This window comes from Stutzerimonas kunmingensis (genome assembly GCF_900114065.1).
In the GTDB taxonomy this organism is placed as follows: Bacteria; Pseudomonadota; Gammaproteobacteria; order Pseudomonadales; family Pseudomonadaceae; genus Stutzerimonas; species Stutzerimonas kunmingensis.
In genome coordinates this window covers 42435-62285 of the sequence record NZ_FORS01000004.1, presented here as the reverse complement: position 1 = coordinate 62285, position 19851 = coordinate 42435, and the positions used below count along the sequence as shown (strand labels likewise).

General features: G+C 62.9%; 21 protein-coding genes. 19 read left to right on the top strand and 2 right to left on the bottom strand.

What is annotated here, in order from left to right:
* Positions 1-41 precede the first annotated feature (41 nt).
* A complete protein-coding gene (locus BM275_RS11300) occupies positions 42-1229 on the bottom strand; it encodes a benzoate/H(+) symporter BenE family transporter (RefSeq protein ID WP_090521223.1) in 1188 nt (395 codons plus the stop codon).
* Positions 1230-1475: 246 nt separating this feature from the next.
* Here BM275_RS11300 and fliE point away from each other — a divergent pair, with 246 nt between their 5' ends.
* From fliE to flhB, 18 genes are all read left to right on the top strand, one after another.
* Positions 1476-1805 carry a flagellar hook-basal body complex protein FliE gene (fliE, locus tag BM275_RS11295; RefSeq protein ID WP_003299599.1) on the top strand — a complete coding sequence of 110 codons (330 nt, stop codon included), beginning with the start codon at positions 1476-1478 and terminating at the stop codon, positions 1803-1805.
* A 13-nt stretch (positions 1806-1818) separates the two neighbouring features.
* Positions 1819-3600, top strand: a complete 1782-nt coding sequence (gene fliF, locus BM275_RS11290) for a flagellar basal-body MS-ring/collar protein FliF (protein WP_046621931.1) — start codon at positions 1819-1821, stop codon at positions 3598-3600.
* Positions 3593-4609, top strand: a complete 1017-nt coding sequence (gene fliG, locus BM275_RS11285; RefSeq protein WP_014820867.1) for a flagellar motor switch protein FliG — start codon at positions 3593-3595, stop codon at positions 4607-4609. Before fliF ends, fliG begins: the two co-directional genes overlap by 8 nt.
* Before the next feature lie 19 nt (positions 4610-4628).
* On the top strand, positions 4629-5405 hold the full coding sequence (gene fliH, locus BM275_RS11280) for a flagellar assembly protein FliH (protein ID WP_014820866.1): 777 nt from the start codon (positions 4629-4631) through the stop codon (positions 5403-5405).
* Complete coding sequence (gene fliI / locus BM275_RS11275) at positions 5395-6753, top strand: flagellar protein export ATPase FliI (RefSeq protein ID WP_014820865.1); 1359 nt, start codon at positions 5395-5397, stop codon at positions 6751-6753. The genes fliH and fliI overlap by 11 nt, the downstream gene beginning before the upstream one ends.
* 3 nt (positions 6754-6756) lie before the next feature.
* The gene (fliJ, locus tag BM275_RS11270) at positions 6757-7209 is read left to right on the top strand and encodes a flagellar export protein FliJ (RefSeq protein WP_041014459.1); all 453 of its coding nucleotides are present in this window, start codon (positions 6757-6759) and stop codon (positions 7207-7209) included.
* Positions 7210-7446: 237 nt separating this feature from the next.
* A complete protein-coding gene (locus BM275_RS11265) occupies positions 7447-7752 on the top strand; it encodes an STAS domain-containing protein (RefSeq protein ID WP_003299593.1) in 306 nt (101 codons plus the stop codon).
* Between the two features lies 1 nt (position 7753).
* Positions 7754-9445, top strand: coding sequence for an ATP-binding SpoIIE family protein phosphatase (locus tag BM275_RS11260; protein WP_192871753.1), 1692 nt, complete (start codon positions 7754-7756; stop codon positions 9443-9445).
* Between the two features lie 28 nt (positions 9446-9473).
* The gene (locus tag BM275_RS11255) at positions 9474-9824 is read left to right on the top strand and encodes an Hpt domain-containing protein (protein ID WP_041014458.1); all 351 of its coding nucleotides are present in this window, start codon (positions 9474-9476) and stop codon (positions 9822-9824) included.
* A gap of 168 nt (positions 9825-9992) precedes the next feature.
* A complete protein-coding gene (locus BM275_RS11250) occupies positions 9993-11231 on the top strand; it encodes a flagellar hook-length control protein FliK (protein WP_090521220.1) in 1239 nt (412 codons plus the stop codon).
* 244 nt (positions 11232-11475) lie between these two features.
* Complete coding sequence (gene fliL / locus BM275_RS11245) at positions 11476-12009, top strand: flagellar basal body-associated protein FliL (protein ID WP_031298308.1); 534 nt, start codon at positions 11476-11478, stop codon at positions 12007-12009.
* 13 nt (positions 12010-12022) lie between these two features.
* A complete protein-coding gene (fliM, locus tag BM275_RS11240; protein WP_014820859.1) occupies positions 12023-12994 on the top strand; it encodes a flagellar motor switch protein FliM in 972 nt (323 codons plus the stop codon).
* A gap of 40 nt (positions 12995-13034) precedes the next feature.
* On the top strand, positions 13035-13508 hold the full coding sequence (gene fliN, locus BM275_RS11235) for a flagellar motor switch protein FliN (RefSeq protein WP_003299587.1): 474 nt from the start codon (positions 13035-13037) through the stop codon (positions 13506-13508).
* A 1-nt stretch (position 13509) separates the two neighbouring features.
* Positions 13510-13929: a flagellar biosynthetic protein FliO gene (fliO, locus tag BM275_RS11230; RefSeq protein ID WP_023446686.1), complete on the top strand. Its 420-nt coding sequence runs from the start codon at positions 13510-13512 to the stop codon at positions 13927-13929.
* On the top strand, positions 13929-14705 hold the full coding sequence (fliP, locus tag BM275_RS11225; protein WP_041014454.1) for a flagellar type III secretion system pore protein FliP: 777 nt from the start codon (positions 13929-13931) through the stop codon (positions 14703-14705). Before fliO ends, fliP begins: the two co-directional genes overlap by 1 nt.
* Before the next feature lie 11 nt (positions 14706-14716).
* On the top strand, positions 14717-14986 hold the full coding sequence (gene fliQ, locus BM275_RS11220) for a flagellar biosynthesis protein FliQ (protein ID WP_003296594.1): 270 nt from the start codon (positions 14717-14719) through the stop codon (positions 14984-14986).
* Between the two features lie 4 nt (positions 14987-14990).
* Positions 14991-15767: a flagellar biosynthetic protein FliR gene (fliR, locus tag BM275_RS11215; protein ID WP_090521218.1), complete on the top strand. Its 777-nt coding sequence runs from the start codon at positions 14991-14993 to the stop codon at positions 15765-15767.
* Positions 15768-15794: 27 nt separating this feature from the next.
* Positions 15795-16931: a flagellar biosynthesis protein FlhB gene (gene flhB / locus BM275_RS11210; RefSeq protein ID WP_090521217.1), complete on the top strand. Its 1137-nt coding sequence runs from the start codon at positions 15795-15797 to the stop codon at positions 16929-16931.
* Positions 16932-16974: 43 nt separating this feature from the next.
* On the opposite strand, the gene sodC is transcribed toward flhB, so the two are convergent.
* Positions 16975-17496: a superoxide dismutase family protein gene (sodC, locus tag BM275_RS11205; protein ID WP_014820854.1), complete on the bottom strand. Its 522-nt coding sequence runs from the start codon at positions 17494-17496 to the stop codon at positions 16975-16977.
* Positions 17497-17717: 221 nt separating this feature from the next.
* Between sodC and flhA the strand changes: the two genes are divergently transcribed.
* The gene (gene flhA, locus BM275_RS11200; RefSeq protein ID WP_090521216.1) at positions 17718-19838 is read left to right on the top strand and encodes a flagellar biosynthesis protein FlhA; all 2121 of its coding nucleotides are present in this window, start codon (positions 17718-17720) and stop codon (positions 19836-19838) included.
* Positions 19839-19851: the final 13 nt, after the last annotated feature.

Sequence of the window (19851 nt, the reverse complement as noted above, 5' to 3'; positions counted from 1 at the left end):
GCGCCCGGCGCTGTCTGGCCGGGCACCCCTTTCAGCGCCGCTCAGTTACGGCGGCGCAGAATCAGCAAGGTGGTTACACCTGCGATCAATCCCCACAGCGCCGCGCCGATACCGAACAGCGTCAGCCCCGACGCCGTGACCATGAAGGTGATCAGCGCTGCCTCTCGCTCGTCGGGCTGCTGCATCGCCTGGGTCAGCCCCGAGCCGATCGAGCCGAGCAATGCCAGCGCGGCGACGGACAACACCAATGCCGCCGGGAAGGCGGCGAACAGCGCGGCCAGGGTTGCGCCAAAGATGCCGGCAATGCCGTAGAACACGCCGCACCAGGCAGCTGCGGTATAGCGTTTTTGCGGGTCGGGATGAGCTTCTGGGCCTGCGCAGATGGCCATGGTGATCGCCGCCAGATGAATGCCGTGGGAGCCGAACGGCGCCAGCAGTACCGAAGCGATGCCGGTGGTTGAGATCAGTGGCGAAGCCGGCACCTGATATCCCTCGGCACGCAGCACGGCCAGGCCTGGCATGTTCTGCGAAGCCATGGCGATGACGAACAGCGGGATGCCGATACTGAAGATCGCCGCGAGGGAAAACGCCGGTGTGGTCCACACCGGCACCGCGACCTGCAGACTGAAGCGCTGGAAGTCCAGCAGGCCGGAAATACCGGCGATCAGGCAGCCGACCAGCAGAGCAGCGAGCACGGCGTAGCGGGGCTGCATTCGCTTGGCCAGCAGGTAGCTGAAGAACATGCCGAGCACCAGCACCGGCTGAACCTCGACGGCACGGAAAATCTCGCTTCCGATATTGAACAGCACGCCCGCCAGCAGCGCGGCAGCTAGCGATGCCGGTACTCGTCGCATCAGCCGATCGAAGCTTCCAGTCAGGCCGCACAGGGCAATCAGCGCCGAGGCGAAGATGAAGGCGCCGATGGCTTCGGCGTACGGCACGCCGGGCAGACTGGTGATCAACAGGGCCGCGCCGGGCGTCGACCAGGCAACCACCACCGGCGTGCGATAGCGCAGCGACAGGCCGATGCTGCAGATCGCCATGCCGATCGACAGTGCCCAGATCCACGAAGAGATCTGCGCCGTGCTCAGGCCTGCTGCCTGGCCGGCCTGGAACATCAGCACCAGCGAGCTGGTATAGCCGGTGAGCATGGCGATGAAGCCGGCGACGACGGTCGAAGGCGAGCTATCACTGAGGGGGCGCAGGGCGGTACGGCTGATTTCGTTCATTGCTGATTTCTACTTGTACAAGGTATGACGTCGCGCGGCTGCGGCAGCCTATCGTACAAAGCCTATTGGCCGTGGTCGGGTAGCGTCGCGGTACAGCCGCCCGCGTATTGGACGTAACAGTTGCGACGGGCGTAAGTGCAGGTCATCGCCGCGCCTGGCCGCTGGTATTCGATCTGGCACCCTTGTTGCTATCTAGTCTTTGCCTGCCGCGATGCGTCAAAAAAACCGCGGCTGTTGGAGGATTAGATGAGTCAGGGTGTTCAATTCAATCGCTTGATGCTGGAAATGCGGGCCATGCAGACCGATGCAATGGCGCGCGCCAAGCCGGAGGTCAAAACCCAGGAGGTCGGCGCTCCGAGCTTCTCCGACATGCTTGGCCAGGCGGTGAATAAAGTGCACGAAACCCAGCAGGTTTCGAGCCAGCTGTCATCTGCCTTCGAGATGGGGCAGGGCGGTGTCGACCTGACCGAAGTGATGATCGCCTCCCAGAAGGCCAGCGTTTCCTTTCAAGCCATGACCCAGGTGCGCAACAAACTGGTTCAGGCTTATCAAGACATCATGCAGATGCCGGTGTGAGGCGGATTGAATCATGGCTGAAGCGGTGAACGTTCCGGTGCCGGCTACTCCCGAGGGTGTCAAGAAGCCCCTGCTGGGCTTGTCCTTTCTGGAAAACCTTTCGGATATGTCCATGCTGCGGCAGGTCGGCCTGTTGGTCGGGCTGGCGGCCAGCGTGGCGATCGGTTTTGCCGTGGTGCTCTGGTCGCAGCAGCCCGATTATCGTCCGCTGCTCGGCAGCCTGGCGGGGATGGATGCCAATCAGGTGATGGAAACCCTCGCCGCTGCGGATATCGCCTATACCGTCGAACCGAACTCCGGCGCCCTGCTGGTCAAGGCGGATGATCTTGCTCGCGCACGTCTTAAGCTCGCCGGTGCGGGTATCGCGCCGGCCGACAGCAACATCGGTTTCGAAATCCTCGACAAGGAACAGGGGCTGGGTACCAGCCAGTTCATGGAGGCGACCCGTTATCGCCGTGGTCTCGAGGGCGAACTGGGCCGCACCATTTCCAGCCTGAACAACGTCAAGGGCGCCCGTGTGCACCTAGCGATCCCGAAGAGCTCGGTGTTCGTTCGCGACGAGCGCAAGCCCAGTGCCTCGGTACTGGTGGAGCTTTACCCGGGCCGCGCGCTGGAACCGAGCCAGGTGATGGCGATCATCAACCTCGTCGCCACCAGCGTGCCGGAACTGGGCAAATCGCAGATCACCGTGGTGGACCAGAAGGGCAACCTGCTGTCCGATCAGCAGGAACTGACCGAGCTGAGCATGGCCGGCAAGCAGTTCGACTACAGCCGCCGCATGGAAGGTCTCTACACCCAGCGCGTGCACAACATTCTGCAGCCAGTGCTGGGCAGCGGCCGCTATAAGGCCGAAGTCTCCGCGGACGTGGATTTCAGCGCCGTCGAATCCACCTCGGAAACCTTCAACCCCGATCAGCCGGCGTTGCGCAGCGAACAGAGCGTCAATGAGCAGCGCCAGAGCAGCCTGCCGCCGCAAGGCGTGCCGGGCGCCCTGAGCAATCAGCCTCCTGGCCCGGCGACCGCGCCCGAGCAGGCCAATCAGGCCGCAGCCGCCGCGGGTGCCGTGGCTCCTGGTCAGCCTCTGCTCGATGCCAATGGTCAGCAGGTCATGGATCCCGTGACCGGTCAGCCGATGCTCGCGCCTTATCCGGCCGACAAGCGCGAGCAGGCTACGCGCAACTACGAACTCGATCGCTCGATCAGCTATACCAAGCAGCAGCAGGGTCGCCTGCGCCGGCTCTCAGTGGCAGTAGTGGTCGACGATCAGATGACGCTCAATGCGGCCGGCGAGATGGTTCGCGTACCGTGGAACGCCGATGATCTGGCGCGCTTCACTCGCCTGGTGCAAGACGCGGTGGGCTTCGATGCCAGCCGCGGCGATAGCGTCAGCGTGATCAACACCGCGTTCGTCGCCGACAGCGCCGGTGAGACCTTCGAAGAGATACCGTTCTACTCGCAACCGTGGTTCTGGGATGTGGTCAAGCAGGTCCTCGGCGTGCTGTTCATCCTGGTGCTGGTGTTCGGTGTGCTGCGTCCGGTGCTCAAGAGCCTCACCAATCCGTCCAGCGGCAAGGAACTGCAGGTTGCCAGCGGTCCGGGCGAACTGGGTGACGATGATGGACTGGACTCCGGCCTGGCCAGTGACCGGGTCAGCCTGAGCGGCCCGCAGAACATTCTGCTGCCGAGCCCCAGCGAGGGATATGAAGCCCAGCTGAACGCGATCAAGAACCTTGTGGCCGATGACCCGGGACGGGTAGCCCAGGTGGTGAAAGAGTGGATCAACGCCGATGAATGACAATCGAGTTCAAGCCAAGCTCAACAAGGTCGACAAGGCCGCCATCCTGTTGCTCTCGCTGGGTGAAACCGACGCTGCGCAGGTCCTGCGTCACCTCGGTCCGAAAGAGGTGCAGCGCGTCGGTACTGCCATGGCGCAGATGCGCAACGTGCAGAAGGCACAGATCGAACAGGTAATGAGCGAGTTCGTCGAGATCGTCGGCGACCAGACCAGCCTCGGCGTCGGCTCCGACGGTTACATTCGCAAGATGCTTACCCAGGCGCTCGGCGAGGACAAGGCCGGCGGCCTGATCGACCGCATCCTGCTGGGCGGCAACACCAGCGGTCTGGACAGCCTGAAATGGATGGAGCCGCGTGCGGTGGCGGATGTGATCCGCTACGAGCACCCGCAGATCCAGGCCATCGTGGTGGCCTATCTCGACCCGGACCAGGCTGGCGAGGTGCTCTCGCATTTCGACCACAAGGTGCGCCTGGACATCGTCCTGCGCGTGTCCTCGCTCAACACCGTGCAGCCGGCTGCGCTGAAAGAGCTGAACCTGATCCTGGAAAAGCAGTTCTCCGGCAGCACCAACACCAGCCGCGCCAGCCTGGGCGGCGTAAAGCGCGCGGCGGACATCATGAACTACCTGGACAGCTCCATCGAAGGCCAGCTGATGGATGCCATCCGCGATGTGGACGAGGACCTGTCGAGCCAGATCGAAGACCTGATGTTCGTTTTCGACAACCTCGCCGAAGTCGACGACCGCGGCATTCAGGTGCTGCTGCGTGAGGTATCCTCCGACGTGCTGGTGATGGCGCTCAAGGGCGCCGACGACGGCATCAAGGAAAAGGTCTTCAAGAACATGTCCAAGCGCGCCGGCGAGCTGCTGCGTGACGACCTGGAGGCCAAGGGCCCGGTGCGTGTCAGCGATGTCGAGAATGCGCAGAAGGAAATCCTTACCATTGCTCGCCGCATGGCCGAGGCCGGTGAAATCGTCCTGGGCTCCAAGGGCGGCGAAGAGATGATCTAACCAGGTACGAATTCCACACATGGCCAAGGACAACCCCAGCGACGTCATACGCGCGAAAGACGTCAGCCTGTTCGATCGCTGGTCGCTGCCCAGCTTCGACCCGCAGGGCGAAGAAGACGAGTTGCCCGCAGCAGGGGTCGTGGAAGAGCCCGCCGAAGAGCTGGCGCGAAGCGAGGACGTCCCGGTCGAGGAAGTCAAACCGCTGACGCTCGACGAACTCGAAGCGATCCGCCAGCAGGCATACAACGAAGGTTTCGCCACCGGCGAGAAAGATGGTTTCCATGCCGGCCAGCTCAAGGCGCGGCAGGAGGCCGAGGCCGCGTTGGCGCCGCGGCTGGAAAACCTTGAGCAGCTGATGGGTCAGTTGCTCGAGCCGATTGCCGATCAGGATCGCAATCTCGAGCACGCCATGGCGACCCTGGTCAGTCACATGGCGCGCGAAGTGATCCAGCGTGATCTGCTGATCGATTCCAGCCAGATCCGTCAGGTGCTGCGTGAGGCGCTGAAGTTGCTGCCAATGGGCGCCAGCAATGTGCGAATCCACGTCAATCCGCAGGACTTCGAGCTGATCAAGGCGCTGCGCGAGCGGCACGAGGAAAGCTGGCGAATTCTCGAGGACAGCAGCCTGCTGCCTGGTGGCTGTCATATCGAAACCGAGCACAGCCGCATCGATGCGAGCATCGAGACGCGCCTCACCCAGGCCATCAAGCAACTGTTCGAACAGCAGCGCGAGAATGCCACCCGTCCTCCTGCCGCCGATCTGACCATCGATCTGGACATGCCCGATGCGCCTTGAGCGAACCAGTTTCGCCAAGCGATTCGAAGCCTATGGCGAAGCGATCAAACTGCCCAGCCAGCCCATGCTTGAAGGGCGCCTGCTGCGCATGGTCGGTCTGACGCTGGAGGCTGAAGGGCTGCGCGCAGCCGTTGGCAGTCGCTGCCTGGTGATCAACGACGACAGTTATCACCCCACCGAGGTCGAGGCCGAGGTGATGGGCTTTTCCAGCGGCAAGCTGTATCTGATGCCTGTCGGCAGCCTTGCCGGCATCGCGCCGGGCGCGCGGGTCGTGCCGCTGGTCAATACCGGACGGCTGCCCATGGGCATGTCCATGCTCGGCCGCGTGCTGGATGGCGCAGGGCGTGCACTGGACGGCAAGGGCGGCATGAGAGCGGAGGATTGGGTGCCGATGGACGGCCCCGTTATCAACCCGCTCAAGCGCCACCCCATCAGCGAGCCGCTGGATGTCGGCATCCGCAGTATCAATGGCTTACTGACCGTCGGTCGCGGTCAGCGCCTAGGCCTATTTGCCGGCACCGGTGTCGGCAAGTCGGTGCTGCTGGGCATGATGACCCGCTTCACCGAGGCCGACATCATCGTCGTCGGCCTGATCGGCGAGCGGGGGCGAGAGGTCAAGGAATTCATCGAGAACATCCTCGGCGAGGAAAGCATCAAGCGCTCCGTGGTGGTGGCATCGCCGGCTGACGAAGCGCCGCTGATGCGCCTACGCGCCGCGCAGTACTGCACGCGTATTGCGGAGTACTTCCGCGATCAGGGCAAGAACGTGCTGCTGCTGATGGACTCGCTGACGCGCTATGCCCAGGCCCAGCGCGAGATCGCCCTGGCCATCGGCGAGCCGCCAGCGACCAAGGGCTATCCGCCGTCGGTGTTCGCCAAGCTGCCGAGTCTGGTCGAGCGCGCCGGTAATGCCGAGCAGGGCGGCGGCTCGATCACGGCGTTCTACACCGTGCTCTCCGAGGGTGACGACCAGCAGGACCCGATCGCCGATGCCGCTCGCGGTGTACTCGACGGCCACATCGTGCTGTCGCGCCGTCTGGCCGAAGAAGGCCACTATCCGGCTATCGACATCGAAGCCTCCATCAGCCGGGTCATGCCGCAAGTGGTGAGCGCCGAGCATGTGCGCGCGTCGCAGCGTTTCAAGCAGCTCTGGTCGCGCTACCAGCAGAGCCGCGACCTGATCAGTGTCGGCGCCTATGTGCCAGGTGGCGATCCGGAAACGGATATGGCCATCGCGCGCCAGGCCGAGATGGTCAGTTACCTGCGTCAGGGCCTCGATGAGAGCGAGGACCTGACGCGCAGCGCGGCGCAGCTCGCAGCGGTGTTCAATCCACGGCAGGGCGGCTAACCGATGGCGGCTAGTCGGGCGGCGCGCCTGGCGCCGGTCATCGAGATGGCCGAAAAGGCCGAGCAGGAAGCCGCACGGTTGCTGGGCCAGGGCCAGACTCAGCTGAATCAGGCCGAGGCCAAGCTCGGTGAGCTGGAGCAGTACTTCAGCGACTACCAGCAGCAATGGATGCAGCAGGGCAGTCAGGGCGTCTCAGGGCAGTGGCTGATGAATTACCAGCGCTTCCTGTCGCAGCTGGAGTCGGCCATCGGGCAGCAGCAGCGCAGCGTCAACTGGTACCGCGACAACCTGAGGAAGCTGCGCCAGCAGTGGCACCAGCGCCATGCGCGTGTCGAAGGCCTGAGCAAGCTGGTCGAAAGCTATCAGAAGGAGGCGCGGATCGCGGCGGACAAGCGTGAGCAGAAGTTGCTCGACGAGTACGCCCAGCGGCTTTCCGGGAGAACGCGTGAGCAGTGATCCAGCCACGGTCTCAGGCCGGATTCGTGCTTGCCGTACCGCTGCTTGGATGATAAATCTTGACCGCGTTTCAGCGCGGCGACCGCCAACAGATCGTTTCTGCTGCCATCTGGTTCTTCCGAGGATAAGTCTCAGAACCGGATGGCCGCCTTTCAGCCGGTACACGGCTGTTCATTTCGCTTATCGCGACGGCTGCTCGCAAGCCGCTTTCAAGACGTACCGGATCAGGAGTGCCACATGACCATTACCTCGCAGCCTTCGACGGATGGCCAGGAGTTGACCATATCCATCAGCGGACGCTTCGACTTCAATGCGCATCAGGCCTTCCGTGATGCTTACCAGCGTCAGGACGTGAATCCGCAGCGTTATGTGGTCAATCTGCAAGGCACCACTTACATGGATAGTTCGGCGCTGGGCATGCTGCTCTTGTTGCGCGATCACGCCGGTGGCGACGAGGCGGACATCCGCCTGCTCAACTGCAATGGCGACGTGCGCAAGATCCTGTCGGTATCGAATTTCGAACAATTGTTCGTGATCGCCTGACATGCCCATGCGGCTGTCGATCCTGATCGCCGAGGACAGCCCGGTCGATCGGATGCTGCTTTCCACCATCGTTGCCAAGCAGGGCCACCGAGTGCTGACGGCGGCCGATGGGCAGGAGGCGGTCGAGCTGTTTCAGGAGGAGCGGCCGCAGCTGGTGCTGATGGACGCGCTGATGCCGGTGATGGATGGCTTCGAGGCGGCGCGGCGCATCAAGCAACTGGCCGGGGACGAGCTGGTCCCGATCATCTTTCTCACCTCGCTGACCGAGCACGAAGCGCTGGTCAGTTGCCTCGAGGCCGGCGGCGACGACTTCATCGCCAAGCCTTACAACCCGATCATTCTCGAAGCCAAGATCCAGGCCATGCATCGCCTGCGCCGCCTGCAGGCGACCGTGCTCGAGCAGCGCGACCTGATCGCCAGGCGCAATCAGCAGCTGCTCGACGAACATCGGGCCGCCAAGGCGATCTTCGACAAAGTCGCACATGCTGGTTGCCTGAGCGCGCCCACCATCCGCTTCCGCCAGTCGCCGCAGGCGCTGTTCAACGGCGACCTGCTGCTGGCGGCGCAGGCCCCGGCGGGGCAGATGTTTGTCCTGCTCGGCGATTTCACCGGCCACGGCCTGCCCGCCGCGATCGGGGCCATGCCGCTGGCGGAAACCTTTTACGGGATGGCGGCGAAAGGCTATTCGAGCGCCGACATCCTTCGCGAGATGAATGCCAAGCTCAAACAGATACTCCCGGTGGAAATGTTCTGCTGCGCGACGCTGCTCGATATCGATCCCAAACAGGGCAGCCTGCGGGTGTGGAACGGCGGTTTGCCCGACGGTTACCTGATCGGCGCGGCCGGCCGGCGCACGGCCCTGGCATCCCGTCACCTGCCGCTTGGTGTCGTCTCCCCGGCGTCGCTGGACGACAAGTTCGAGCATTACCCCTTGGCCCCCGGCGACCGGCTGTTGCTGCTGTCCGACGGCGTGGTCGAGAGTCGCAATGCCAATGACGAGCTGTTCGGCGAGCAGCGTCTGCTCGCCGTGCTGGACGCCAGCGACGATCCGGCACGGCTGTTCGACGAGATCGAGCAGGCGCTGCTGGATTTCCACGGCCAGCAGCACGACGACCTGAGCCTGGTCGAGGTCGTAGTCAGCCCGGAGGTGATCACGATGCCGTCGATTGCCCCGGCCACCGCGCACCGCTCACGGCCGATGGACTGGTCGATTCGGCTCGAGCTGCGTGCCGACAGCCTGCGCAGCGGCAATCCATTGCCTTCGTTGCTGCAGATCCTGCTGCAGGTCAATCAGTTGCGCTCGCGTGTCGGTGAGATCTACACCGTGTTGGGCGAGCTCTATTCCAATGCCCTGGAGCATGGCGTGCTCGGCCTCGATTCGAGCCTCAAGTGTGATGCCGACGGTTTCAAGCATTACTACGACTTACGCCAACAACGCCTGCAGGCGTTGGTCGACGGTCATGTGCATCTGCAGCTGAACATCAAGACCGCCCCGCAGGGTGGTCGGCTGCGCATCGGCATCAGCGACAGCGGTTCGGGCTTCGATGTGTCGCGCGCGTTGCAGGCGCAGTTTGGCAGCGATCGCTTCAGCGGTCGCGGTTTGCATCTGGTGCGCCAGTTGAGCGACCGATTCGACTGGCAGTCGGATGGACGCGGGCTGAGCGTGGAGTTCATCTGGCAGGCTGAGGCATAATCGTCCGCTTTCATTCAGGGGTGTACCGGTGTCCAACACTCATCTCGACAGCGCCGTGCTGACCACGCTGCAGGACGTGATGGAGAGTGAGTATCCGGCGCTGCTGGATACCTTTCTTGCCGACTCCGAGGAGCGCGTTCGGCTGCTCCGCCAGGCCTGTCTCGCCGACCAGTCTGAAACCTTGCGGCGTGCTGCGCACAGCTTCAAAGGCAGCTGCAGCAACATGGGCGCGACGCTGCTGGCCGACCTCTGCCAGGAGCTCGAGAGTGCCGCTCGGGAGGAGAACCTCGCCCAGGCCCCGGCGCTCATCGAATCCATCGAGCGAGAGTTCGCCATCATCGGCATCCTGTTCCGCGCCGAGCGCCAGCGCTACGGCTGAGTGGCCAAATCTCTGACGCGCAAGCGCTTCTGAGAGCTGAGCCGCGGCCCGTCGGGCCATCATTTCTGGCAATGCCAGCGCGTATCCCCGGTGTTTTTCCGGCAAACATGCTGCTGGCCCGGAACTTGCTCTGCTTCCGCTACGATCCATCCGTAGCGGAATGACCTCATGGCTGTTTCCCCCGACCTGTTGCTTAGATCCCCTTCCGTCGACGCACGTCCCAAAGCTGCGGCCAAAGCGCCGGAGGCGCCGCGTGAAGGGCGAGACAGCGGCAGTTCCAGCTTCTCCGACGTCTACGCCAAGGAGCGTCAGACGAAACCAGCCGAGCGTCCGGTGCGCAATGAGGCCGGCCGTGACAAGCCGGTCGAGGGCAAGCGCGAGCAGGAAACGGCGGAGGCGACCACCGACGAGAAGTCGGCGGTTGCCGAAAGCGGCAATACCTTGCCTCCCGAAACGCCGGCTGAGGAAATTCCGGAGGCGGAGCTCGATCCAATGCTGCTGCTTGGCCTTGGCACGCAGTTCGTGGCGGAATCCGAAGCCCAGCCTGAAGCCGAGGTCGATGCTGTCTCCCTGCTTCCGGGGCTGCCGACGACCGCTGCCGGCATCGCCGGCGATGAGGCTGTCGATGCGACCCAAACAACACTGGCCGGCATGCATACGCTGACCGAAACCCCGGCAGCCATGCAGAAGAAGGCCCAGCAGCAATTGCAGAACCCGCTGACCGATGCGCAGGCGAAGGCCTCGGCTGACGATGGCTTTGCCAGCGCGTTGCTGGCGAGTCAGGACGCGGGTGAGGGCGAAGAGCTCGATGTGGAATTGCTGACCAAGGACCTGCTGGAAAGCGTGGAGGCGCCAAAGGAGAGTCGTGCCAGCGCAAGCGAACTGGCTGCGGGACACCTCAACCCCTTGAGCCAGGCCATCGCTCAGCAGGTGCAGCAATCGCAGCGTCCGCAACTGGTGCCGGGTCAACCGGTACAGATGCAGCAGTCCGGCTGGAGCGAGGCGGTCGTCGACCGCGTGATGTGGCTGTCCAGCCAGAATCTCAAGTCGGCGGAAATTCAACTCGATCCGGCTGAACTCGGTCGTATGGAAGTGCGTATCGACCTGACCAAGGATCAGGCGCAGGTGACCTTCCTCAGCCCGCATGCGGGAGTGCGCGACGCGCTGGAAGGGCAGATGCAGCGACTACGGGAAATGTTCACCCAGCAGGGCATGAACCTGATGGACGTGAACGTATCCGATCAGTCGCTGGCGCGTGGCTGGCAAGGCGGAGCCGATGGTGGCTCCTCGCGGGGTGGAGCGTCGGGTGAGGGCGATCTGGCAGGCGATGAGCTGGAGCTCGGCGTGACGGAAATCGCGTCCAGTCGTACCGCCGGTGACCGCGGACTCGTCGACTACTACGCCTGAGCCATCCGCTTTGAGGGATAATCCGGCGCCGCCGTTCAGGTGCGCGCCGGTTTTCCGCCGCCCGTCGCTGCGATCGCTTTCGCGCCGCCTATCCAGGCGTTATCTCCATCCTTTTCCTGATACCTTGTGAGCGCACTGCCTGGACCCCGAGGCTGCGCCGTACCGGCGTGCATTGACGTTGGCACAGCTGTTGCTCCTAACTCCTGAAATCAGAATCGAACGCTGTTGATGACGGATATTTGGCATGGCTAAGAAACAGGCTCCACCAACAGTGCCGCCAACCGGACCGGAAGCGGAACCGGCAGGCAAGGGAAAGCTGAAACTCATCCTGGTGATAGTGGTCGCCATGTTGGTGGCCGTAGGGCTTTCCATCGGCGGTACGCTTTACTTCATGAACAAGGGCGGCGACCTTGGTGATGACAAGGCCGAAGAGGCCGCGACCACTGCCTCCGGCAAGCAGCCGGCGATCTACGAAGTCCTGATGCCGGCCTTCGTGGTCAATTTCAGCAACAAGGGGCGCCAGCGTTACATGCAGGTCAGCATTGCATTGATGTCGCGTGATCAGGCTGCGCTGGATGCACTGAAAGTGCATATGCCGTTGTTGCGCAACCGACTGGTCATGCTGTTCTCCAGTCAGGACTTCGAGGCGTTGAAAACGCCCGTGGGCAAGGAAATGCTGCGTCAGCAAGCGACTGCCAGCGTGCAGGAACTGGCGCAGAAGGAAATTGGCAAGCTTGCCGTCGAGCAAGTGCTTTTCACCAACTTCGTATTGCAATAGAAGGCTGCCGCAGATGGCTGTTCAAGACCTGCTCTCGCAAGACGAGATCGATGCGCTCCTGCACGGGGTCGACGACGGTCTGGTGGATACCGAAAGCGATTCCGAGCCGGGATCCATCAAGAGCTATGACCTGACCAGTCAGGACCGCATCGTTCGCGGGCGCATGCCCACCCTGGAAATGATCAACGAGCGTTTCGCCCGTTACACCCGCATCAGCATGTTCAACCTGCTGCGCCGCTCGGCCGATGTATCGGTGGGTGGCGTGCAGGTGATGAAGTTCGGCGAGTACGTGCATTCGCTGTACGTACCCACCAGCCTCAATCTGGTGAAGATGAAGCCGCTGCGTGGCACCGCGCTGTTCATTCTCGACGCCAAGCTGGTGTTCAAGCTGGTGGACAACTTCTTCGGCGGCGACGGTCGCCACGCCAAGATCGAGGGGCGCGAGTTCACCCCGACCGAGTTGCGAGTCGTACGCATGGTGCTCGATCAGGCCTTCACCGATCTCAAGGAAGCCTGGCACGCGGTGCTGGACGTCAACTTCGAGTACGTCAACTCGGAAGTGAATCCGGCCCTGGCCAACATCGTCAGCCCCAGCGAAGTGGTGGTGGTTTCCACCTTCCACATCGAACTGGACAGCGGCGGCGGCGACCTGCACGTGACCATGCCTTATTCGATGATCGAGCCGATCCGCGAGATGCTGGATGCCGGCTTCCAGTCGGACGTCAGTGACCAGGATGAGCGTTGGGTCAAGGCGCTGCGCGAAGACATTCTCGACGTCAACGTTCCGCTCGGCGCGACTGTCGTCAGGCGGCAACTGAAATTGCGCGACATTCTGAACATGCAGCCGGGCGACGTGATCCCGGTGGAAATGCCGGAAGACATGATCATGCGTGCCAATGGCATGCCGTCCTTCAAGGTCAAGCTGGGTGCCCACAAAGGCAACCTTGCATTGCAGGTGCTGGAACCCGTGGTCCGCCCACGCTGAGCCAGCCCTTTACTCAATTCGAGCCGATCGAGGATTAGCGATGGCAGACGAGCACGACAACACCTCCCCCGAGGAACAGGCGCTGGCCGATGAATGGGCTGCGGCGTTGGCCGAAGCTGGCGACGCCAGCCAGGACGACATTGATGCGCTACTGAATCAGGGGCCGGAAGCGGCTGCACCAGCCGCCCCGCGGGCACCGCTGGAGGACTTCGCCAGCGCACCCAAGTCCAATGGCGTGCAGCTGGGACTGGACGGCCCCAATCTGGACGTGATCCTCGACATCCCGGTTTCCATCTCGATGGAGGTCGGCAGTACCGAAATCAGCATCCGCAACCTGCTGCAGCTCAACCAGGGGTCGGTGGTGGAGCTTGATCGTCTAGCCGGCGAACCGCTGGACGTATTGGTCAACGGCACGCTCATCGCCCACGGCGAGGTGGTGGTGGTCAACGAGAAGTTCGGCATCCGGCTGACCGATGTGATCAGCCCGACCGAACGCATCAAGAAGCTGCGCTGACGTGCGCGCGCTCGTATTCCTGGCAGTGTTCGTCGCGCTGCCAGCCTTCGCCGCAGAGCCGGCAACCAGCATGAGCAGCGCGGGCATGGGCGCTCAGCTGAGCAAGCTGATGCTCGGCCTGTTGCTGGTGATCGGGCTGATCTTCCTGCTCGCCTGGCTGCTGCGTCGGGTTCAGCAGCTGAACCCGCGCGGCACCCAGGTGATCAAGCTGATCTCCACCCAGGCGCTGGGGCCTCGCGAGCGGCTGGTGCTGGTCCAGGTTGGCGGCGAGCAGATTCTGATCGGCCTCAGTGGCGGCCGCATCACGCCATTGCACGTGATGCAGGAGCCGGTACATCTGCCGGACGCCGAGCCGGCCAACCCTGAATTCGCCCAGCGTCTGATGGAGCTGCTCGGCAAGGACCACAAGGACAAGCCTTGATGTTGCGCATTCTGCTGGTGGTCGCGCTGATGTTGCTCGGCCCGCTCGCCATGGCGCAGGAGCCTTCCGGCATCCTGGCCCAGGGAAACAACCCGCTCTCGATTCCGGCGATCACTCTGACCACCGACGCGGAAGGGCAGCAGGAATACTCGGTCAGCCTGCAGATTCTGCTGATCATGACGGCGCTGAGCTTCATTCCGGCGTTCGTCATGCTAATGACCAGCTTCACCCGCATCATCATCGTGTTTTCCATCCTGCGTCAGGCGCTTGGCCTGCAGCAGACACCGTCGAACCAGATCCTCATCGGCCTGACCCTGTTCCTCACGCTATTCATCATGGCGCCGGTGTTCGAGCGGATCAACCAGGAAGCGCTGCAGCCTTACCTCAGCGAGCAGATCCCGGCGCAGGAAGCGATTGCCCGCGCCGAAGTACCGCTCAAGGGCTTCATGCTGGCGCAGACCCGTGAGAGCGATCTTGAGCTTTTTGTCAGGCTGTCACGACGCACCGATATCGCATCGCCGGAAGCTGCACCGATGACCATCCTGGTGCCAGCGTTCGTCACCTCCGAGCTGAAGACGGCGTTCCAGATCGGCTTCATGATCTTCATTCCCTTCCTGATCATCGACATGGTGGTGGCCAGCGTGCTCATGGCGATGGGCATGATGATGCTGTCGCCGCTGATCATCTCGTTGCCGTTCAAGATCATGCTGTTCGTGCTGGTGGACGGCTGGGGCCTGATCATCGGCACGCTGGCCGGTAGCTTCGGCACGCTTTAGGAACCACGCATATGACTCCAGAAGTAGCGGTGGACCTGTTTCGCGAAGGGCTGTGGATGACGGCGATGATCGTCGGCGTGCTGGTGGTGCCAAGCCTGCTGGTCGGCCTGGTGGTGGCGATGTTCCAGGCCGCGACGCAGATCAACGAGCAAACCCTGAGCTTCCTGCCGCGCCTGCTGGTGATGCTGCTGACGCTGATCTGGGCTGGGCCATGGCTGGTGCGCGAGCTGATGGAGTACACCCAGAACCTTGTCCAGAACATTCCGTTGCTGATCGGGTAAGCGCGTGCTTGAGCTGAGCAATGCGCAGATCGGCGGCTGGGTAGGGCAGTTTCTGCTGCCGCTGTTCCGCATCGCCGCCTTGCTGATGAGCATGCCGCTGATTGGTACGCAGCTGGTGCCGATGAGGGTGCGGCTTTACCTGTCGCTGGCCATCGCCCTGGTACTGGTGCCGACGTTGCCGCCCATGCCGGTGGTTGAGTCGCTCAGCCTGACCTCGTTGCTGTTGATCGCCGAGCAGCTGGTCATCGGTGTGATGCTGGGGTTCGTCCTGCAGCTTTTCTTCCACGTATTCATCGTGTCCGGCCAGTTGCTGGCCATGCAGATGGGCCTGGGTTTCGCGTCGATGGTCGATCCTGCCAACGGCATCTCGGTGCCGGTGCTCGGTCAGTTCTTCAACATGCTGGTGATCCTGTTGTTCCTCTCGGTCAACGGTCATCTGGTGGTGCTGGAGATTCTTGCCGAGAGCTTCGTGACGCTGCCGGTAGGTGGTGGTCTGTCGACCAATCATTACTGGGAGGTGGCGGGCAAGCTGGGTTGGGTCTTGGGCGCCGGGTTGCTCCTGGTGCTGCCTGCGATCACCGCACTGCTGGTGGTGAACCTGGCGTTCGGTCTGATGACGCGGGCCGCGCCGCAATTGAACATCTTCTCCATTGGCTTTCCGTTGACCCTGGTGCTGGGTCTGATCATCGTCTGGATCGGCATGGCCGACATCTTCGCCCAGTACCAGATATTCGTCAGCGAGGCGCTGGCGATGCTGCGTGAGCTGGCGGGGGCGCGCTGATGAACGCGGCAGGGCAGGAGGTCGCGCATGGCTGAGAGCGAAAGCGGCGCCGACAAAAGCGAGGAACCCACAGAGAAACGCCTGCGCGAATCCCGCGAGAAAGGGCAGCTGGCCCGTTCCCGCGAACTCAGCACGGTCGCCGTGACCCTCGGCGGCATCGGCGGTTTGCTGGCGTCGGGCGCAGGTCTGGCACAGAGCCTGATGGCGATGATGCAGGGCACCTTCGAGCTGAGCCGGGAAACGCTGCTCGATGAAGGGTCCATGGTTCGACTGCTGATGGGCAGCGGCATGCTTGCGCTGGAGGCGATCATGCCGCTGCTGATTGCCTTGCTGATCGCATCGATCGTCGGCCCGGTAGCGCTGGGTGGCTGGTTGTTCTCGGCCAAGGCGATGGCGCCGAAGATGAGCCGGATGAATCCGGCTGCCGGGCTCAAGCGGATGTTCTCCACCAAGGCGCTGGTCGAGCTGCTCAAGGCGCTGGGCAAGTTTCTGGTGGTACTCGGCGTGGCGTTGCTGGTGCTTTCGGCCTATCAGGACGATCTGCTGTCCATCGCCAAGCAGCCGTTGGACCTGGCCATCATGCACAGCGCCGAGGTGGTCGGCTGGTGCGCCCTTTGGATGGCCTGCGGCTTGATCCTGATCGCGGCTGTGGATGTGCCGTTTCAGCTCTGGGACAACAAGCAGAAGCTGATGATGACCAAGCAGGAGGTTAAGGACGAGTACAAGGATTCCGAGGGCAAGCCGGAGGTCAAGTCACGCATCCGCCAGCTGCAGCGTGAGGCGGCGCAGCGGCGCATGATGCAGGCTGTGCCCGAGGCAGACGTGGTGATCACCAACCCGACGCACTTCGCCGTCGCCCTGAAATACGACGGCGACAAGGGCGGTGCGCCCCGGCTGGTGGCCAAGGGCGGCGACTTCGTCGCGCTGAAGATTCGTGAAATCGCCCAGGAGCACAAGGTGACGGTGCTGGAGTCGCCGGCGCTGGCGCGGGCGGTGTACTACTCGACCGAACTGGACCAGGAGATTCCCGCCGGCCTTTACCTGGCAGTGGCGCAGGTACTGGCGTACGTCTATCAGCTGCGCCAGTACCGCGCGGGCAAGGGGCGGCGGCCGGACCCCTTGAATGATGTGCCCATCCCGCCGAATCTGCGCCGCGACGACTGAGGCGCATCACGCGGCGATTGCCGGCTCGCCGCGTGTCCCTGCGTTATTCGATGACGCCGCAGGCGACCCGCGCACCGCCACCGCCGAGGGGTTGCGGATGGTCGGAATGATTGTCTCCGCCCTGGTGAACCATCAGCGCCAAGCCTTTGATATCGCCCAGGCTCTTCAGGCGCGGCGCCAGCACCGGCTGACTGGCTTTGCCCTCGCTGTCGACGTACAGCGCCGGCAGGTCGCCCATATGGCCGTCACCCCAGGGTTCGCCATGCTTGCCGCTGTTCTTCGGGTCCCAGTGACCGCCCGCTGCGCCAGCCGGGGTCTGCTTGCCATCGATCTCGGCCGGCTCGCAACTGCCCTTGGCGTGAACGTGAAAGCCGTGGGCGCCAGGCTGCAGGCCAGATAGCTCGGGGCGGAACACCAGCCCATATTCGCTGTTTTCGATCTTGACGCTGCCGACCGATTCGCCGACGCCCTGGGCCGTCACGGCGTTCACCTTGACGTTCAATGTATCAGCCTGAACGGCGACCGCAGTGCAGCCGGCCAGCGCGGCGATGATCCACTGTTTCATCTGGAAGCTCCTTTGTACAAACGGCGACGGGCTGTCGCCGGTTGCTAGTGTGACTGCCAGTTGTCGGTGGCGTTCGCTGGCGCGGCGGCTCGCAGGTCTGGCTAGGGACAGACCGTGCGGCGGGCTCTGCAACGGGCCGCAGAAGTTGGACCCCTTCTTGCTATAACCCGGGCAGGACGCTTGTCGCGTCAAGAATTCGTTCTGTATCCCCGGGGGCTACGTTGGATCGCACGCAACTCATCAATATTCGCAATGGCCTGACGGGTGCGGGGCGCGGCAACCTCGGCGTGCCGCTGCTGCTGCTCGTGATGATGGGCATGATGATGCTGTCGGTGCCGCCGCTCCTGCTGGATCTGCTGTTCACCTTCAACATTGCGTTGTCGATCGTCGTGCTGCTGGTCAGCGTCTATGCATTGCGCCCGCTGGATTTCGCAGTGTTCCCGACGATTCTGCTGGTTGCCACACTGATGCGTCTGGCGTTGAACGTGGCGTCGACGCGGGTGGTGCTGATCAACGGCCATGAAGGCGGCTCCGCTGCCGGCCATGTGATCGAGGCCTTTGGTAATGTGGTGATCGGCGGCAACTACGTCGTCGGTATCGTGGTGTTCGCGATCCTGATGATCATCAACTTCGTCGTGGTGACCAAGGGTGCCGGCCGCATCTCGGAAGTGAGTGCGCGCTTCACCCTTGATGCCATGCCCGGCAAGCAGATGGCGATCGACGCCGACCTCAACGCAGGCCTGATCGACCAGGAAGAAGCCAAGAAGCGTCGTAGTGAAGTGTCGTCGGAAGCTGATTTCTACGGCTCCATGGATGGTGCCTCGAAGTTCGTCCGTGGTGACGCCGTCGCCGGTCTGCTGATTCTCTTCATCAACCTGATCGGCGGCGTCGGTATCGGCATGGCGCAGCACGGTATGAGCTTCAGCGATGCCGGCCAGGTCTATGCACTGCTGACCATCGGTGATGGCCTGGTTGCGCAGATTCCTTCGCTGCTGCTGTCCACCGCGGCGGCCATCATGGTTACCCGCGTTACCAGTTCCGAGGACATGGGGCAGCAGGTGCAGCGGCAGATGTTCGCCTCGCCCAAGGCGCTGGCCGTTTCCGCGGCAATCATGATTGCCATGGGTCTGGTTCCCGGCATGCCGCACATGTCCTTTCTCGGCCTTGGCGCCGCGGCTGCAGCGGGTGCCTACTGGATCTGGCATCGGCAGAAGCAGGTCGTGAAGAAGGCCGAGCAGGAAGTACAGAAACAGCAGGATCTGCTCCCGGCCCAGCGTGCGGCCGAAACCAAGGAGCTGGGTTGGGACGATGTAACCCCGGTGGACATGGTGGGGCTGGAAGTTGGATACCGTCTGATTCCACTGGTGGATCGCAACCAGGGTGGCCAGCTGCTGGCCCGAATCAAGGGCGTACGCAAGAAGCTCTCGCAGGACCTGGGTTTTCTCATGCCCTCGGTTCACATCCGTGACAACCTCGATCTGTTGCCCAACGCCTATCGCTTGACGCTGATGGGGGTGAGTCTGGCCGAGGCTGAGGTCTATCCGGATCGGGAGCTGGCGATCAACCCGGGCCAGGTGTTCGGTCCGCTCAATGGCATTACCGCCAGAGACCCGGCGTTCGGGCTGGAGGCGGTCTGGATCGAAGCGAGCCAGCGTGATCAGGCGCAGTCGCTTGGTTATACCGTGGTGGATGCCAGTACCGTGGTCGCCACCCACCTCAATCAGGTGCTGCACAAGCATGCCCACGAACTGCTTGGCCATGAGGAGGTCCAGCAGCTGTTGCAGCTGCTGGCCAAGAGCTCGCCCAAGCTGGCCGAGGAGCTGGTGCCCGGGATGGTTTCGCTGTCCACGCTGCTCAAGGTGCTGCAAGCCTTGCTGCAGGAGCAGGTGCCGGTGCGCGACATCCGGACCATCGCCGAGGCCATCGCCAATGCGGCCGCCAAGAGTCAAGATCCCGCCGCAATGGTTGCTGCGGTACGCGTCGCATTGTCTCGCGCAATCGTGCAAAACGTTGTGGGACTAGAGCCGGAGCTGCCTGTGATCACTCTGGAGCCTCGGTTGGAACAGATTTTGCTCAATAGCCTGCAGAAGGCTGGTCAAGGCTCCGAAGACGGCATTTTGCTGGAGCCGGGAATGGCCGAAAAGTTGCAAAGGTCTCTGGTAGAAGCAGCACAGCGTCAAGAAATGCTCGGCAAGCCGGCGGTACTGCTGGTAGCCGGCCCGGTACGGGCGATGCTGTCGAGATTCGCGCGTCTGGCGGTACCGAACATTCATGTTCTGGCCTACCAGGAAATACCGGACAACAAGCAGGTCACCATCGTCTCGACGGTGGGTCAGAATTAACCGAGGGTACAGG